This is a genomic window from Streptomyces sp. NPDC050121 (genome assembly GCF_044460385.1).
Lineage (GTDB): Bacteria > Actinomycetota > Actinomycetes > Streptomycetales > Streptomycetaceae > Streptomyces > Streptomyces soliscabiei.
Genome location: NZ_JBITJV010000015.1, coordinates 40,686 through 58,796, shown reverse-complemented (window position 1 = coordinate 58,796; position 18,111 = coordinate 40,686). Strand labels below are relative to the sequence as shown.

Sequence of the window (18,111 nt, the reverse complement as noted above, 5' to 3'; positions counted from 1 at the left end):
ACCGCACCGTTCCGTCACAGGGCGTCGAGCTGCCACTGCTGGTTGGTGCCGGTACCGGCGGGCCACTGGATGACGCGGGCGTTGTCGGCCGTGGAGCCGTCTGCGACGTCCGCGCACCAGCCGTTGTCGACGTTGACGAGCCGGTAGTAGGCGCCGCCCGCGTCGACGAGCTTCCACCGCTGGTTGTCGCCGCCCGTGTCCTGCCACTGGACGAGCTGGCTGCCCTGGGCGGAGCCGCCGGGGCTGTCGAGGACCTTGCCGCTGTGGCGGGCGGCGAGGCGGAAGGAGCCGTCGGCGTTGGGCAGGAACCGCCACTGCTGGTTGACGGCGCCCGACGAGGTGTACTGAATGATCTTCCCGCCGTCGGCAGTGCTGGCGCCGGAGACGTCCAGGGCCTTGCCGCTGCGCCGGTTGACCAGCCGGAACCAGCCGCTGAGCAGGGAGACGGTGATGTCCGTGCGCTGCCCGGCGGCCAGCGTGACCTTGCGCGCGTGGGTGCCCAGGGGAGAGGAGGCCACGGTCGCCGACGTGGTCACCGATGTCATGCCGCGGCGGCTGATGAGGGTGACGTCCTGGTTGACGGCGGAGGTGACGGACAGGGTGGCGGTGCGGGCGGACAAGTCCCAGCTGAAGGTGTGGACACGGATGCGGCCGCGTGCCCGTACGCCGGTGATGGAGCCCTTGGCCAGTTGGTCGGGCAGGGCCGGCAGGATCTCCAGGACGCCGGGGCGGGAGTAGATCAGGGACTCGGCGAGTACGCCGGGGAGGGCGTGGGCGGCGTCGGCGTTGTAGATGTCGAGGTTCGGGTTGTGGGAGGTCATCAGCGACCTGAAGACCATGTTGTTGCCGATGATCTTCTTCAGGTTGTCGTAGACCTTGCCGCCGTCCTTCAGCCGGGCGCCGGCCAGGGCGCGGTGGAGGCTGCCGTGGGCGGAGATGTTCTGGTCGCCGCGCTTCTCGAGGGCCTTGAGCGCCGGGCGGACGAGCGAGGGCTCCTCCTCGGGGTTGATCTCGTGCAGCGGCCAGGCGCCGTACAGGTGCTGGATGTGCCGGTGGTTGTAGCGGTCGGTCAGGGTGGGCCAGGACCATTCGGCGAGCGCGCCGTCGCCGTTGACGCGGTAGTCGGGGATCTTGTGCAGCAGGGCGGTCCAGCGGGCGACTCCCTGGCCGCTGCCCTGTTCGACGCCGAGGGTGTTGGCTGCGTCGATGGCGGCCTGCAGGGCGTGCTTGCCGGCCATGATGTCGCCGGTGGCGTTGATCGACAGGCACACGCCGGTGTTGCCGGGCGAGTTCTCCATGGAGAAGGACGGCACGAAGACCGCCTTGCCGCCCGAGTCGGTGCGGGTGAGGAAGTCCTCGTAGAACAGGGCCAGTTCCATCAGGGCGGGGCCGAGTTTGTCGCGCAGGAAGGCCTGGTCGCCGGTGACCTCGTAGTACTCCAGCATCGGATAGAGCAGCCAGTCGGCGCCGCCGGTCCAGCAGTGGCCCGGGAACGAGCCGTTGTTGAAGTGGAGCATGTGGCCGTACTCGCCGTCGGTGCGGGACGGGGCCAGGAAGCCGCGGGCGCCGTAGAGGTTGGTGGCGTTGGTGCGCCAGTCGTCGAGCTGGTCGAGGATCAGGCTGAAGTAGCCCTGCATGACGTCGGTGGTGTCGAGGATGCTGCCGCCCGCGACCTGGAGGTTGACGTTGGCGTCGGTGGTGAAGTCGTCGGCCCAGGCGCCGTTCCAGGAACCCGTCCAGATGCCGGTGAGCCGGGGTGGCAGGATGCCGCTGGAGCTGATGAAGAGGTAGCGGCCGGAGTCGTAGAGGCGCTCCAGCAGGGCGAGGTCGATGACGCTCCGGTTCGCGTTCTGGCGGGCTATCAGCTCGCTGACGGAGAGCTTGCGGTCTGCGTCGGAGACGTTCAGGTCGAGGCGGGAGCGGTCGTAGAGCTCGGTGTGGATGGCGGTGTGCGCGGAGCGCAGCGTCGTGTAGTCGGTGCCGAGCGCGGCCAACTGGGCGTGCAGTGGCTCAGAGTTCCAGGCCGTGGAGGATTCGTAGCGGTCCAGCTTGGTCAGCAGGATCACCCTGGTCGCCCTCGCCACCACGATGGTGGAGCCGCTGACGCTGACGGAGGCCCCCGATCCCATGGCCACGACCCGGGTGACTCCCTCGTAGCCGAAGGCGCCCTGCCCGGACGGGTAGGTACCGCGCAGGTTCAGGTAGCCGGATCCGTTGCTCGTGGTGGCGCGCGTGGTGAAAGCGACGCTGCTCGGCACCCCGTCGAGCGCGGTGTTGACGCTCAGGGTGGTGTCGACCGTGCGGCCGGGCGCGGGGATCAGCTCGTGGACGATCACGTTGTCGGCGCGGGAGACGAAGGCCCTGCGGGTCCAGGTGCCGTACTGGTCGGTCCAGCTGGAGCTGACCTCGCCGGTGCGGAAGTCGTTGACCCGGCCGTAGTCGTTGACCGTGGTCATGCCCGGGGTGGCGATGCGCAGTTCGTACGCGGGGTGGTAGGTCTGCGTCCAGCGCAGTGACCACCCGGAGGCGAAGTCGCTGTTGGCGCCGGAGTAGTCCCCGGCAAGTGCCTTGTCGCGTACGCCCTCCAAGCGGCCGGAGATCACGGGTGGCTTCACGGTGCGGGTGCCGTTCGGCAGCACCAGTCGGTGGTAGTTGAAGACCACCTTCTCCAGTGTGGCCGCCCCGTGGAGGATGGCTCCGTACTCGCCGTTGCCGGTGAGGAAGCCGTCGGTCCAGGAGGAGGCGGGGGAGGTGTCGTAGATGCCGCGGTCGGGGACGGTGATCTGCGGCGGGACGGCGGCCGCGGCCTTCCCCGAGAGGAAACCGCCGGGGAGGGCGGCCGCTCCGGCGGTCAGTGCGGCAGCGGTCAGGAAGCGCCTGCGATCCATGGAGTGGTCCATTACGTAAACTCCTTGTCTGCTGAGGGCTGTGCGGAATGCGGGAGTTGGGATGTAGGGGGGAGTCATTGGCGGACGAGCGGACAGCGTCCCGGTCCGCACCGGCCCGTGAGGTGATCCCCCGTATGGGACGTGCCCCGGCGGCCCGCTCGGTGTCGGGGTCGCCGGGGCACGCGGTCAGGAGAAGGTCCAGGTCTCGCTGTTGGCGCTCGCGCTGCCGCCGAGCTCCTGGTCCACCGCCGCTCCCTGGGTGGTCGAGCCCGCGACGCCGATGTTCAGGCCGCTGCCGATGCCCACAAGCATGTAGTTGCTGCCGGTCAGGTCGAGGGCCCACTGCTGGTTCGTCCCGCCGTTGCAGGTCCACTGGTGCAACTGAACGCCGGCGGTGGTCGACTGGTTCGGGACGTCCAGGCACAGGCCGCTCTTGACGCTCTTGAGCGTGTAGATGTTGTCCGCCACCCGGGTGAGGGTCCACTGCTGGTTGGTACCGCCGGCGGACGGCCACTGGATGATCTTGGCGCCGTTTGCCGTGGACCCGCTCGACACGTCCATCAGCATGGAGCTGCTGACGTTCTTCAGGGTGTGGACCCCCTCCGACGGGATCCCGCTGCCTGCCGTCCAGGTGCCCGCGTCCACGTCGAGGGACCAGGTCGGGTACTGGCCGAGGTTCACCGTCGTGCCCCGGATGGTCAGCGGCAGCCAGATCAGCTTCGACGCGCCCAGATTGGAGGTGTCCCAGCGGTCACCGGCGTAGATGTACGTGGTGCCCGCGGTGCCCTGGACGGTGATGATGTTCGCCGTCTGGCTGCCGTAGGTGCGGGTGCCGGGGGCGGCGAAGTTCCGGAACGCCGACCACGGGCCGCTCAGTGACGTGGCGGTGGCGTAGATGTTGTCGTTCAGGCTCCAGCCGGTCAGGTGGGAGCCGAAGACGTAGTACATTCCGCCGATCTTCACCATGGCGGGCGACTCGACGCTGCCACCGCTGCCGAGCACCGCCACCGCGCTGTCCACGGAGAGGTAGTCGGCGGACAGCTTGTAGATGCGCAGGCCGTTGTTGCGGTCCTCGCTCAGCAGATAGCCGGTACCGTCGGTGTCCTGGAACAGGCCGATGTCACGGCTGAGGTTGCCCATCGGCCGGAAGCTTCCCCGGTAGGTGTAGGGGCCGCACGGGGTGCTGCTGGTGGCCACGCCGACTCTGGCCTCGGCGTAGTTGGTGCTGTCGATGTGCATGTACATCACGTACGTGCTGGTCGACTTGTTGTAGATGACCTTCGGCCGCTCCACGATGCGGCTGGGGCCCAGGTCACCGCTGGCCTGCCGGCTCAGGGCCTGACCCCGGTAGGTCCAGTTCGCCAGGTCGGTCGAGGTGTAGCAAGGGATGTCCTGGAACGACGTGTCCGCCGAGGTCCTGCCGGTCTTGTCCTCGCCGAAGCCGTACCAGGTGCTGCCCACCTTGATGATGCCCAGGCCGTGCAACTGCAGTGTGTTGCCGTTCTGGTCGGTCCGGTCGGCACCCGTCGTGAACGTCACCGAGGCCGCTTGTGCCTGCGTGGCGGGTACAAGCAGGGCGGCGAGGCCGCCGAGCAGGGTCAGGAGTGTGGCGAGGGTGGTCCGCCATCGGGCGCGCGGTGGCGGTGTGCGGTGCGATGTGATGTCGGGCATGGTCTCGCCTCTCCGTTGAGGTCCGGGGATGGTGCGGGGGGTGCAGGTCGAGCGGTGGGATCCTGGGGCCGCTCAGGGGGCGAGCGGGATGGTGATGGTGTTCCAGGACATCGGTGGCAGCAGGGCGCTCAGCCGTCCGCCGTCCGTGACGGTGCCGGTCACCGGCTTCGGCGTCACGCGGTCCTGGTGCTGGAGCGTGTTGGCCGCGTGGCGGTCGGGGTCGGCCAGGGCGGTGTGCGTCACCTGCCCGGCCACCGGGTTGAACGCCCGCAGGTCGGCGGTGAGTTCGAGCGGCCTCGTGGTGTCCCGGTTGACGGCGAAGACGGTGAGCGTTCCGTCCTCCTGCTGGACGGCGGTCGCGTGCAGCAGGGGCACCTCGCCGTAGCGGGCGGTGTCGTGGACGGGGCTGTCCAGGGCGAGCCGGAGCACCTGGCCGCGGCCGTGGCGGGCCGCGTCGGCGAAGGGGTGGAAGATGGTCTGCCGCCAGGCGGGGCCGCCGGGCTCGGTCATGATGGGGGCGATGACGTTCACCAGCTGGGCGAGGCAGGCCGCGGTGACGCGGTCGCAGTGGCGCAGCAGGGTGATCAGCAGGCTGCCGACCACGACGGCGTCGGTGACCGTGTAGACGTCCTCCAGCTGGCGCGGGGCCACGCTCCAGTCCGGGGTGTCGGTGTTGTTGACCGGCCGGCTCTGGTACCAGACGTTCCACTCGTCGAAGGAGAGGTCGATCCGCTTGCCGGAGCGGCGCTTGGCCCCGATGTGGTCGGCGGTGGCGACCACCCCGTCGATGAAGGCCTCCATGTCGGCGGCCGAGGCGAGGAAGCTGTCGACGTCGCCGTCGCTCTCCTCGTAGTAGGCGTGGCAGGAGATGAAGTCGACGAGGTCGTACGTGTGCTCCAGGACCGTCGCCTCCCAGGCGCCGAAGGTCGGCATGGAGCGGTTGGAGCTTCCGCAGGCGACCAGCTCCAGACCGGGGTCGACGTCGCGCATGGCCTTGGCGGTGACGGCGGCGAGGCGGCCGTACTCGTCGGCACTCTTGTGACCGAGCTGCCAGGGGCCGTCCATCTCGTTGCCCAGGCACCACAGCCGGATGCCGTGCGGCTTGTCCACGCCGTGCGAGCGGCGCAGCTCGGAGAAGGCCGTGCCGCCGGGGTGGTTGGTGTACTCCAGGAGGTCGAGTGCCTCCTGCAGGCCGCGGGTGCCGAGGTTGACGGCCTGCATCGGCTCGAGGTCGGCCTTGGCCGCGAAGCGCATGAACTCGTTCAGCCCGAACCGGTTCGTCTCGACGGTCCGCCAGGCGCCGTCGAGCCGGCGGGGCCGCTGCTCCGCCGGGCCGACTCCGTCTTCCCAGCGGTAGCCGGAGACGAAGTTGCCCCCCGGGTAGCGGACCATGGTGACGCCCAGTTCACGGATCAGGTCCAGGACGTCGGTGCGCAGTCCGTCCTCGTCGGCGCTCGGGTGGTCCGGTTCGAAGACGCCGGTGTAGACGCAGCGGCCGAGGTGCTCGACGAACGATCCGAACAGCCGCGGATTCACCTCGCCGATGGTGAAGCCGGGGTCCAGATGTATGGCCCCTGCGAGCGGCGGATGGCTGGCGGGGTTGGGCATGAGTCACTCCGGAATGGATCGGTGCGAAGGGTGGCGTTCTGTACGGTCGCCGGCTGCTCTGCGGTCAGCCCTTGATGCCGGTGTGGGCGACGCCTTCGACCAGGTATCGCTGCAGGAAGAGGAAGACGAGCACCAGCGGCAGGATGGACACGGTGGCGGCGAGGAACAGCTCGTGGATGTTGACGGTCTGCGCGGTGGTGAAGGTCGACAGGGCCACCTGCACCGTCCAGCTGGACTGGTCCTGGCCGATGACCAGCGGCCACAGGAAGGCGTTCCAGTTGGTGATGAAGGTGATCACCGCGATCGCCGAGAAGAAGCCGGTGGAGTTGGGGACGACGATCCGCCAGTACGTGCCCCAGCTGCCGAGACCGTCGATCCGGGCGGCCTCCTCCAGTTCCTTGGGAAAGCCGAGGAAGTACTGCCGGAAGAGGAAGGCGGTGAAACCGCTGAACAGGCCGGGCACGATCAGCCCTTGCAGGCTGGAGACCCAGCCCAGTGACGACACGAGGACGAAGCTGGGCACGAAGGTGACCGCGCTGGGGATCATGAGGGTGGCCAGCACCGCATAGAAGATCTTGTTGGCGTGCCGGTACGGGACGCGGGCGAGCGCGTAGCCGGCCAGGGAGCAGACCAGCAGCTGCCCGGCGGTGCCGAGCACCCCGACGACGAGGGAGTTCCACATGCTGTGCGCCATGGGAACCGCAGGGTCGTTGAACAGCTCGGAGATGTTCTCCCAGTGCAGTGTGGTCGGGAAGAACTTCCAGTTCACCCCGGTGAGGTCGGCGTCGGTGGCCAGGCTGTTGCGGATCAGCAAATAGAACGGGACCAGGAACAGCAGCGCCGCGACGACGGCGACGGTGTAGAGGGCGACGCTGCCGGCACGTCCGCTCACTGCGCGTGGACGGCCGTGGACCTGGGTGGTGGAGGAGGTGGCCATCAGCTGTCCGCCTTTCCGAAGCCGAAGATCCTGCCCTGCAGCAGCGTCACCATCGTGATGAGTGCCGACAGCACCAGCGCTCCGGCGCTGCCGTGGCCGAAGTCCTGCCCCTGCCCGAGGGCCGTGTAGTAGAGGTAGACCAACGGCGGCCGTGCGTAGGGGGTGTTGGGCAGCAGGTTGTAGAACTCGTCGAACGCCTGGTAGGCCGCGATCAGCAGGAGGAGCACCACGGCGACCGATGTGGTGCGCAGCTGCGGCAGGGTGATGTGCCGGAAGGTCTGCCAGCCGGGCCGGGCGCCGTCCGTCCAGGCCGCTTCGTACAGTTCCTTGGGGATCTGCTGGAGGGCGGCCAGGAAGAGGATCATGTAGAAGCCCAGCTGGAGCCAGAGCCGTACGGTGACCAGCACCAGCCAGTACCAGGGCGGGGAGACGGTGCCGATCCAGGCGATGGGTTCGATCCCGAACCAGCCCAGGACGGTATTGGCGAGACCGAAGCGCACCCCGTTGAAGATCGACAGCTTCCACACCATCGAGGCCACTACGTAGGAACACGCGGTGGGTATGAAGAACACCGAACGGAAGAAGGCACGGGCGACGCGGATGCGGTGGACGAGCAGCGCGAGCGCCAGAGCCAGGCCGTAGGTGAGCGGGACGACGATCACCGCGAAGAGCGTGAAGGTCCACAGGCTGTCGGTGAACGGCCCTTCGGTGAGGATGTCCGCGTAGTTGCCCAGGCCGACGAACTTCGTCGGGGTGACCGTGTTCTGGGCCTGGAAGAGGCTCAGGTAGAAGCTCCAGCCGACCGGCACGTAGACGAACAGCAGGAGACCGGCCAGGAAGGGACCCGCGAAGAGCCAGAAGGTGCGGGTGCTGCCTCGCACCCCGTGCCTGTCACGTCTCGCCTTCGTCGCGGGGCCGGGTGGCGCGGTGGCGCCCGGACGGGCGCCACCGGTGGTGGTGGTTGTCATGCCTGTCCGGGCCCCTCAGGCGATCTTCTTGAGTTCGGCCTCGACCCGGGTGCGGGCCTTGGCCACCTCGGACTCGGGGTTCTTCCCGCTGACCACGGCGTTGTTCACCATGTCCTGGGAGATCGTCATCATGCCCTGGGTCCAGTACGGGTCGTCGTAGTGCCCGTTGGTCCCGAAGAGCTTCACCGCCTGGGCGGCGGTGCCGCTCTGCAGCTTGGTGGCCTTCGCCGCCAGGCTCTTGCGCGGGGGGATGTGGAAGCCGTAGGACGTGCACCAGTCCTCCTGGAGCTTCGTCTGCTCGATCCACAGCCACTTCACGAACGCCTTGGCCGCGTCGACGTCCTTGGCCTTGGCGCTCACGTAGGTGGACCAGCCGCCGTTGTAGACCACCGGGCGGCCGGCGCTGCCGATGCCGGGCAGGGGGATGATGCCGAAGTCGTCGCCCAGTGCCTTCTGGATGCCGGGCATCGCCCACAAGCCGCACCACTGCATCGCCGTCAGGCCCTGGATGAACGCCGACGGGTCCCACCAGTCGGTGGGGGCGCCGAGCAGCAGCGTCTTGCTGGTGTAGAGCTCGCGCATCTTCTTCAGGCCCTCGACGGTCGCCGGGGTGTCGAAGGCGACCTTGTGGTCGGCGGTCAGCAGTTCACTGCCGGTGGCCCAGACCAGTGGACTGGCCAGGATGTCGCTGCCGCCCTTCAGGCCGAGGTACAGGCCTTTGACCCCGCCCTTGTCGAGCTTGCGGGAGACCTCGATCAGCTCGTCGAAGGTGGTCGGGGGCTGGACGCCGGCCTTCTCCAGCAGGCTCTTGCGGTAGTACAGGAACTGCGGGTCGTCGATCATGCGGATGCCGTAGACCTTGCCGTCAACCGAGTTGGCGGCCAGGTCCTTGTCCGTGAAGTCGGACTTCACGTCCGCGATGATGTCGTCGAGGGGCACGATCTGCCCGGACTTGGCCATCTGGACGTCGGGGTGGAACTCGAAGACGTCGGGGCCACTGCTGGAGACCAGGCCGCTGGAGAGCTTGGAGGCGTAGTCACCGGGGATCCACTGCACCGACACGTCGGCCTTGCTGTACGCCTTCGCGTACCGCAGCGCCGCCTGCTGGGTGCCCGCCTCGCCGTACTGGTGGTACCACTGGCTGATCGCCGCCTTGCCGCCGGAGCCGCCGCCGCGACCGGTGTTCCCACCGCACGCGGCGAGGAATCCCGCCGCCGCCACGGTGCCGGAGGCGCGCAGGAAGGATCTGCGGCCGAACGATCTGCTGGGGTTCTGTTCAGGGGACATGGCCACCTCTGCTGTGAAGTACGGGTGTGGGACCGGGCCTTGGGGACGGGCCGCGATGGCGGGTGATGACGCTGTGGACGGCCGCGGAGTGCGGCCGGTGAGAGCGCGACGCGAAGCCCGCAGGGTGGGGGGGCGTGCAATCGGAGGGGGGAATTCCTGCCGCTGACGGGGTTGCAGCGAGCGGAGCGAGACGCAGGTTATGTGCGCTACACCCCTTCGTCAACAAGCCAGAAAAAGTCTGTGCACGGCAGTTCCAACGGCGCGCACCCCGTGGATACGATCAGGCGCCCCAGCCCCACCGAGCACAGGACGACGTCGTTGAAGCGGACGTACCAGGACATTCGCCGGACCAACCGTTTCGCGGTGATGCGGCATCTCATCGCCTCGGCGCCCGTCGTCAGGCGCGACATCGCGGCGGCCACGGGTCTGTCGGTGGCCACCGCCTCCGACATCGTCAACGAGTTGCACGAGTTCGGGCTTCTGGCCGAGATCGGACAGCAGGCCTCGGGCGGCGGACGCCCGCGGAACCTTCTCGCCCCCAACCCCGAGGGCCCCCGGATCATCGGCGTCGACATCGCCGAGACCTACGTCCACGCCGAGGTCTTCGACCCCGCTCTGCGGGTTCTGGCCAGAGCCGAGTGCGAACTGCACCCGCACTCCAACTCGCCGGACTACGTCGTGGACCGAATCGTCCGCGGCATCGACGACGCGATCGCACAAGCGCAGGTGGAGCGCGGCAGGATTCTCGGGGTCGGCGTAAGCATTCCCGGCCAGGTGAGGCCGGACGGAACGGCCTCCGTCTTCGCCCCGAACTGGAACTGGAACGACGTGCCACTGCTGGCCCTGCTCACCGAGCGGGTCCCTGATGTGCCGGTCATCCTCGACAACCCGTTGCGTGCGAGCACCGTCGCCGAACTCTGGTTCGGTGCCGCCCGCGGCCACGAGGACGTCGCCGTCCTCACCCTGGGAACCGGCGTCGGCGCGGGCCTGGCCGTCCAGGGGGCGCTCTACCGCGGGGCCACGAACACGGCAGGCGAATGGGGCCACACCAACCTGGTCATCGACGGCCGCAAGTGCCGCCGCGGATGCGTCGGATGCGTGGAGACCTACGTGGGCGCACCCGGCATCATGCAGCACCTCGCGGAGACCGACCCGGACAGCCCGCTCCTGCACCCCGACGACCAGACGGCGACCATCAACGCCCTGGCCACCGCCCACGCGGCCGGCGACCCCGCCGCACAGCAGGTGATCGCCACGACCGGCCGCTACCTCGGCATCGCCATCGCCAACCTGATCAACCTGTGCAACCCGCAGATCATCGTGCTCACCGGCTGGGTCGCCGACAGTCTGGGAAGCGCCGTCCTGCCGCATGTACGCGAGACCGCCGCCCGCTACGCACTCGCCGAGCCCTGGGAAGGCACCGAGATCAGTCTCTGCCCCATCGACCGCAACCCGGTCAGCCTCGGCGCGGCGACCCTCGTCCTGGAGGGATTCCTGTCCTGACTTTCCTGCTGTGAGCGGCTCCAGCTCGAGGACGGAACTCCCGGGCGGGCCCAACTGCGCCTGCGATCAGAAACGTTGAACCTTGTTCGTCCGTGCCCAAATCGACATGCATGCAACGGAGAGGTGTACGAGTCATGGCAGATTCAGCGAGCCACGCCATACCTGAACAGCCGTCGGCCGGCGCCCCGGGAGGGCTCTCGCGGCGTGGGCTCCTCAAGGGCGCCGCCGTCACCGTGGGAGCCGCGGCGCTGGGTGCCGGCGCCGCCGGGACGGCCGCGGCGGCCGACACCTCGGTCACCGCGACGGCCCCCGACGGCAGCAACACCATCACGATGTCGCTGACTTCGGGCGCGCTCAGCTGGTCGGCGAAGCGAAAAGGCGCGACACTGGCCGGCACTTCGACTCTCGGCCTCAAGCTGAGCGACGGGACGGTGCTCGGCGCCGCAGGCACGGTGATCACCAACTACCAGCACTGGACCGTCGACAACACCTGGACTCCGGTGTACGGCCGCAACGCGACCGTCCGCGACCGGTACCAGGAGATGCGCTGGAACCTCCAGGACACCGCCTCGCTGATCAATTTCAGCATCCAGATCCGCGCCTACCCGACGGGCGTCGCGTTCCGGTACGTGCTGCTCGACAAGGGCACCGCCACCATCGCCGACGAGCTGACGACGTTCGTCTTCCCCGACAGCACGCTCGTCCACAGCGCCCGGGACGAGGACGCGTACAACCCGGTCGCTCCGGGCTCGATCCCGTCCACCGGGACCTCCGGCACCGACACCGGCCCGCTGACCGACCTGCCGCTGACCGCCACGTACGCGAGCGGCGGGCTGATCGCCTGCATCTGCGAGTCGTCCCGGGTCAACTTCCCCCGCCTGATGCTGAGCTCGGTGTCCGGGCAGCCGAACACACTGGCCACCTATCTGATGGAGCACACCGCGCGCGGGAGCGGGCCGGTGCAGACGACCTCCACGGTGACCACCCCGTTCGCCACCCCCTGGCGCGCGGTGGTCACCGGCTCCACCCACGCCGAACTGGTCGACAACGCCGAGCTGGTGCTCAACCTGGCCCCGGCGAACGCCCTGGCCGACACGTCCTGGATCAAGCCGGGCAAGGTCTTCCGCTGCCAGCTGACGACCGACGCCGGTCTGGCCGGCGTCGACTTCGCCGTCGCCCGCGGCCTGCAGTACATCGAGTACGACTCCGGATGGTACGGCCCCGAGCGCGGCACCACCGATGCCACCAGGTCCATCCCCGAGATCGACCTGCCCAGGGTCCTCTCCTACGCCGCCGACAAGGGCATCGGCCTGCTGCTCTACATCAACCCCATGGCGATGGCCAACGTCGACAGCTTGTTCAGCCTCTACAAGAGCTGGGGTGTCGCGGGCGTCAAGCTCGGCTTCATCAACGACGGCACCCAGGCGATGACGAACCAGATCACCGCCTGGGTGAAGACGGCGGCCAAGTACAACCTGCTGGTCGACTCGCACGACGACGTCCGCCCGTTCGGCTACGAACGCACCTACCCGAACTGGATCAGCATGGAGGGCGTCCGCGGCAACGAGCACTTCCCGACCGCGAGCCACAACGTCACGCTGCCCTTCGCCCGCAACGTCGGCGGGCCGATGGACTACACGATCTGCTACGGCCAGTCCCGCGACCAGACGACCAACGCCCACCAGATGGCGATGGCGGCGGTCTACTACCAGCCGCTCAACTTCATCTACTGGTACGACTCTCCGTCGAAGTTCTCCAACACCGCCAACTGGCCCGGACTGCCGTGGTTCGACGCCATCCCCACCACCTGGGACGAGAGCCACACCCTCGCCGGATCGATCGGCCAGTACATCGCCGTCGCCCGCCGCCACGGCGACACCTGGTACCTCGGGGCGATGACCAACGAGACGTCCCGGACCCTGTCGCTCCCGCTGACGTTCCTGGGCGGCGGAACATACACGGCGACCGTCTACGCCGACGGCACCCCGGGCACCAGCCCCTACCAGACACCGGTCGTGGTCAGCACCCGGACGGTCACCTCGGCCACCACGCTGGACGTGGCGATGGCTCCCGCGGGCGGCCAGGCGATCATCCTCAAGCCGAGCTGATGCGACGGACGCGGGTTCAGTCGGTGATGGTGATGTACTTCCAGGCGCCGTGGGTTGTGGAGTCGCCGGAGGAGCCGTTGACGTACGACGAGCCCCGCCCGCGCCCGGGCCCCGTCTCACACGGTGGCCACGACGGGAGTACCGCTGCAGGGGCCGGGCTGGTCAGGCCCGGCCCCGCGGCACCCGGAGGCGGCTGCGGGAGACCGATCTTCCGTGTTCCGTTGTCGTGCCTCCGGAAGGAACCCGTATGCCCCTTCAGCGTTTCGCCCCCCGAACAAGACGCCTGTGCCGAGCCGTCCTCGTCCGTACCGCGGTGCTCGCGATGAGACGGCCGCCTATCGGCGGCACGTCACTAACCCCAACTACCCCAGTTACAGCTCTCGTTTGGCAGGCTCTCCGCCGGACCAGGGTCACCTCCCCTCCTCGCCAAGGACGGAATCGTGGACATCACCAGACGACAGCTCGGCCGGCTCGCCGCGGTCGGCACCGGAGCGTTCCTGCTGCCGGGCCTGCTGCCACCCAGTAGGGCGGCGGCAGCCACACCCCCGGCTGGGACGTGGGGCGACCAGGGCGACGGCACCTACGTCAACCCGATCCTCCCGGGCGACTTCAGCGACTGGGACTGCATCCGGGTCGGCTCCGACTACTACGGCATCACCAGCACGTTCGGGTACTCGCCCGGCGTGGCCGTCCTGCACTCGAAGGACCTGGTCAACTGGCGGACCCTCGGCGGCGCGGTCGGTGATCTCACCCAGATCGGACCGGAGCTGAACTGGGACCGGATGAACCGCTTCGGCCGTGGCGTGTGGGCCGGGGCGATCCGCTATCACGCGGGGCGGTACTGGGTGTACTTCAACACGCCCGACGAGGGCTTCTTCATGACGTCGGCCCTGTCGCCGGCCGGGCCGTGGGATCCGCTGACGGCGGTGTGGCGGACCACCGGCTGGGACGACCCGTGCCCGTTCTGGGACGACGACGGCCAGGGCTACCTGGTCACCACGCACTACTCGGACAGCTACAAGATCCACTTGTTCAAGCTGTCTGCGGACGGGAAGTCGCTGGTCGGCCCGTCCACGGTCATCCATCAGTCGCCTGGCAGCGAGGCCAGCAAGCTGTACAAGATCAACGGCCTCTACTACCACCTGTACAGCGAGGTGAAGTCAGAGGGCCGGGTGCTCAAGATGAACCGCGGTTCCAGCCTGTACGGCCCGTTCGAGACCCGGCAACTGCAGCACGTCAAGGCCTCGGTGGACCGCGAGCCCAACCAGGGCGGGCTGGTGCAGGCTCCGAACGGCGATTGGTACTTCGTGACCCACCACGGCACCGGCGGCTACTGGGAGGGGCGCGTGCTGTCCCTGCTGCCGGTGACCTGGGTGGACGGCTGGCCGATCATCGGCGCGGTGGGCGCAGACGGCATCGGCAACATGGTGTGGACGGGCCAGGTGCCCGCCGGCGGCACGCCCGGTGCGCCGGTCGACGCGCTGCCCGCCGTGGTGACCAGCGACCTGTTCACCGACACCCGCCTCAAGCCGCAGTGGGAGTGGTACTACCAGCCGCGCGCGGACCACTGGTCGCTGACCGAACGCCCCGGCTACCTGCGGCTGAAGGCGTTCGCACCGCTGGCGGCCGACAACCTGACCAAGACCGGGAACACCCTCACCCAACGCGTGCTGCGCACGGCGGGCGGCGCGACGGTGACCGTCCGCCTCGAACTGGCCGGCCTCGCCGACGGCCAGCACGCAGGACTGTGCCACTACGCGGCGACCTACGCAGGGTTGGGTGTCCGCCGGTCCGGGACCACCACCACGATCGCGAACAACGTCGGCGGCACCGTGACCAACGGTCCGGTGATCACGCAGAACGCCGTGTGGCTGCGCACCTCATGGGACGTCAACGGCGTCAGCCAGTTCTCCTACAGCCTCGACGGGAGCTCGTTCACCTCGTTCGGTGGCACCTACCAGCTCACGTGGGGCGGTTACCGCGGTGACCGGGTCGGCCTCTACACCTACAACCCCAACGGCACCGGCTACGTCGACGTGGACTCCGTGCAGTACACCGTCGCACCCCGCAGGGCATACAAGTGCGTTAGTGTGCGCAGCGGCAAGGTCGCCGACGTCTCCGGCGCCTCGAACGCGGACGGCGCCGCCGTGATCCAGTGGACCGACACCGGCAAACCGAACCAGCAGTGGGCCTTCCAGTCCACAGCGGACGGCTACCACACCATCACGTGCGTCGGCAGCGGCAAAGTCCTCGACGTGGCAGGGTCTTCGTTGGCGGACGGCGCGCGGGTCGTGCAGATGACCGCCGACGGCCGGACGAGCCAGCAGTGGCAGCTGCGCCCGCAGACCGGGGGCGAGTTCGTCCTGGTCAACCGCAACAGCGGCAAGGTGCTCGACGTCAGCGGGGGCAGCACGGCCGACGGCGCCGCTCTGATCCAGTACCGCGACGTCGGCAGCTCCAACCAGCGATGGACCTTCCACCGCGTCACCGGCTAGGGACCTGTACGGTTGCCATTGCTGGCAGGACAGAGTTCCGGGAAGGTCTCGGCGAACTCCTGCTCGCCAGTGAAGGGCCCTACGCCGGGCAGGCATACTGCGTCGCCCTGGCCACCTTCGGCACCTCTGCCGACATCGACCCCTTGGTCGCCTACCTCGACTGCTGTTCGACACGTAGGCTCGGTGTGACCGCTACTGACGGTTGAGGGCATCGGCCTACTTCTTCTTGCCCTGGGTCTTGCCCGGGATCTTGGTGATCTGCTGCTTCCAGCTCAGGGGCGGTGGGCTCGTGCGCCTGGCCGTCGTCGTTGGTCGTCATTGGCCGCTGTTGAGCAACCTCGGACGGCCCAGGGACGGCCCAGCTTCGGCCTGATCGGCTGACGGCCGGGACCTTCGACACGCCCCCTCCGAACCTCAGCCGACGACAGTCAGCCACGCTGCCGGTGAGCGTTCTGGCATTCATCGACGCCTCATGCGTCCTGATCTACGGCCTGATCCCCGAGACCAGCCAGGGCGTCATCCTGGACCCGCCGCTCCCGCAAGCCCCGCAGTCGGGTGCGATCGGGTCGGGCCCGCGATCGGTGCCGCGGCCGCTTACGTCCGTCGTGTCGGGAAGTGAGTGCGCCGTGAGTCGGCAGGAGTTGCTGAACTGCCGGACGGGTGGTGTGGCTCTGAGCTGCTGGGATGGTCCGTGGGTGTGCGCGGGCGTCCGCCGTTGCTCGTTGGCGTTGTCACACAGTTAGACACTCATGTGGGGTCTGGCGGGTAGGTTCGGGCGCTGACCTGGGCGAAAAGCCCTGCTGTGGGCTCGGCCGGCTTGGCTGCTTTCAGCATGGCTCCCCGCTGCTCCCCGCCATATCTGGTGCGCTTGAATCGCGTCATCTGGGACGCGGTCCCTAAACGTCCGGGCGAAGCGATTACGACCTGAGGCTTCCGATTGTATGGATTGCGCGGTGTCGCATCCTCGGCTTCATGTGATATTCCGATTAAGGTGTGACTGTGTCCGTCGAAGTCACCCGAATGCAACGCGCAATAACGCTCTCCATGGGTCCTCGCCAGTTAATCTGGAGAAAACCTCTTTCTCGAGCGCCGCCGACAAGAAGTTGAAAATCTGCGGCGTTCTTCAGGTGGGAGAGGTTCCAGCTCGCGGAAGCTCGACAAGGACAGCAAGAAATATTCACCGTACCTCCCTAGAGGAGTAGTCCCCTCGATGACGCAGAACATCTCCGGTGCGTATCAACGGCGCGCAATTCCCGCCTGGATCGCGTCGATCGTCACGATGCTGATCGCTGCTGCCGCAGTGGTAATGGTGCCGACACATGCAAGTGCCATTACAACACCCGTTCCTCTTGGTGCTGCCGACAGCTTCGCGGTGTTGGGCGGCGAGGCGGTCACCAATACCGGTTCTTCCCTGATCAGCGGAGACGTTGGGGTGTCGCCAGGGACATCGATTACCGGGTTCTGTAACCCCCCACCGCCGGGGATTCCTGCATCTCCGCCGTGTGCCAATGTGATCAACGGGACCGTTCACGTGACAGACGGGCCGGCCAACGCTGCCCATGCCGCACTGCAGAATGCGTACACCGTCGCCGCGGCCCGGGGCCCCGTCGATGGCACCCTCAACTCGGAGCTCAGTGGCGCAGGTGGCCCGACGGGGTTGGGCCCGGGCTTGTACAAGTTCGTCCCTGGTGTGGTCAAGAACTCGGGTGTTCTCACGCTAAACGGCGGCCCCGACGCCGTCTGGGTGTTCCAGGTCCCCTCCGGACTGACGCTGGCATCCGGCAGCCGAATGGAATTCACCGGCGGCGCCAACGCATGCAATGTCTTCTGGCAGATCGGAAGTTCCGCCAGCTTCGGCAGCGACTCCTTCTCCGTGGGCACCTTCATGGCCCACACCTCGATCACCATGGAGAACAGGGCGGTGGTCGAGGGTCGGGTGCTGGCCGGCGCTGTGGCCGAGTCCGGGATCGTGTCGATGATCACCAACACGATCACCCGGCCGACTTGCGGGACCGGCACCACCACCACCGGCACGACGACCGGCACCACCAGTGGGGGGCTCGTCAGCGGCGGCCTCGTCAGCGGCGGCCTGACCAGCGGCGGCCTCCTGGGCGGCCCCATCCTCTCGCCCGGCGCAACCTCGGGCAACGTCGCCGGCACCACGTCCGGGAACACCGAGGGCAATACCGCCGGGAACACGGCCGGCAACACCGCCGGGAACTCCACTTCCGGGAGCACCGTGGGCAACACGGCCGGGAACACCTCCGGCGGTAACGGCGGCGGGCACGACCACGCGCCGGGCCGGCCGGACCACGGTGGCAAGCCCGACCACGGGCAGCACGTCCACCACGGCAAGCCCGACCACGGGCAGCACGTCCACCACGGCAAGCCCGACCACGGGCAGCACGTCCACCACGGCAAGCCCGACCACGGCAAGCCCGACGAGAACTACGGCTACGACGAGGTGCCCAAGGGCTACGAGAACTAGGCATCGCACTTCGCTCAGTCCGCTCACCGGATGACGGCGCGCGGCGGAATTCACACCGAGTCCGCCTCGCGCCGTCGGTGGCAGTCAGCGAAAAAGCCATGCGCGAGCAGTTGATGAGAAAGACAGAAAGACAGGTAGGCGGTGTCGAGCGGAATTGA

Annotated in this window: 10 protein-coding genes and 1 pseudogene; 5 read left to right on the top strand and 6 right to left on the bottom strand. The window is 68.2% G+C overall.

Annotation, left to right across the window (positions count from 1 at the left end; genetic code table 11):
- Positions 1–14: 14 nt before the first annotated feature.
- From ACIBTS_RS23320 to ACIBTS_RS23295, 6 genes are all read right to left on the bottom strand, one after another.
- On the bottom strand, positions 15–2,900 hold the full coding sequence (locus ACIBTS_RS23320) for a glycosyl hydrolase family 95 catalytic domain-containing protein (protein ID WP_399321810.1): 2,886 nt from the start codon (positions 2,898–2,900) through the stop codon (positions 15–17).
- A gap of 174 nt (positions 2,901–3,074) precedes the next feature.
- The gene (locus ACIBTS_RS23315) at positions 3,075–4,559 is read right to left on the bottom strand and encodes an RICIN domain-containing protein (RefSeq protein WP_399321809.1); all 1,485 of its coding nucleotides are present in this window, start codon (positions 4,557–4,559) and stop codon (positions 3,075–3,077) included.
- A 72-nt stretch (positions 4,560–4,631) separates the two neighbouring features.
- Positions 4,632–6,167, bottom strand: a complete 1,536-nt coding sequence (locus ACIBTS_RS23310; protein WP_399321808.1) for an alpha-N-arabinofuranosidase — start codon at positions 6,165–6,167, stop codon at positions 4,632–4,634.
- A gap of 64 nt (positions 6,168–6,231) precedes the next feature.
- Positions 6,232–7,104, bottom strand: coding sequence for a carbohydrate ABC transporter permease (locus ACIBTS_RS23305; protein ID WP_399321806.1), 873 nt, complete (start codon positions 7,102–7,104; stop codon positions 6,232–6,234).
- On the bottom strand, positions 7,104–8,072 hold the full coding sequence (locus tag ACIBTS_RS23300; protein WP_399321804.1) for a carbohydrate ABC transporter permease: 969 nt from the start codon (positions 8,070–8,072) through the stop codon (positions 7,104–7,106). The genes ACIBTS_RS23305 and ACIBTS_RS23300 overlap by 1 nt, the downstream gene beginning before the upstream one ends.
- Before the next feature lie 15 nt (positions 8,073–8,087).
- Positions 8,088–9,359: an ABC transporter substrate-binding protein gene (locus tag ACIBTS_RS23295; RefSeq protein ID WP_399321802.1), complete on the bottom strand. Its 1,272-nt coding sequence runs from the start codon at positions 9,357–9,359 to the stop codon at positions 8,088–8,090.
- Between the two features lie 270 nt (positions 9,360–9,629).
- On the opposite strand from ACIBTS_RS23295, the gene ACIBTS_RS23290 reads away from it, so the two are divergent.
- The 5 genes and pseudogenes from ACIBTS_RS23290 (at position 9,630) to ACIBTS_RS23270 (ending at position 17,953) form a co-directional block, all read left to right on the top strand.
- Positions 9,630–10,862: an ROK family protein gene (locus ACIBTS_RS23290; RefSeq protein ID WP_399321800.1), complete on the top strand. Its 1,233-nt coding sequence runs from the start codon at positions 9,630–9,632 to the stop codon at positions 10,860–10,862.
- A 134-nt stretch (positions 10,863–10,996) separates the two neighbouring features.
- Positions 10,997–12,970, top strand: coding sequence for a glycoside hydrolase family 97 catalytic domain-containing protein (locus ACIBTS_RS23285; protein WP_399321798.1), 1,974 nt, complete (start codon positions 10,997–10,999; stop codon positions 12,968–12,970).
- A 440-nt stretch (positions 12,971–13,410) separates the two neighbouring features.
- On the top strand, positions 13,411–15,465 hold the full coding sequence (locus ACIBTS_RS23280) for a family 43 glycosylhydrolase (RefSeq protein WP_399321797.1): 2,055 nt from the start codon (positions 13,411–13,413) through the stop codon (positions 15,463–15,465).
- 11 nt (positions 15,466–15,476) lie between these two features.
- A pseudogene (locus ACIBTS_RS23275) lies at positions 15,477–15,626 on the top strand (DUF6000 family protein); the annotation flags it as partial.
- Between the two features lie 1,049 nt (positions 15,627–16,675).
- Entirely contained in the window at positions 16,676–17,953 is a 1,278-nt protein-coding gene (locus tag ACIBTS_RS23270) for an ice-binding family protein (protein WP_399321795.1), read from the top strand.
- The last annotated feature ends 158 nt before the right edge of the window (positions 17,954–18,111 follow it).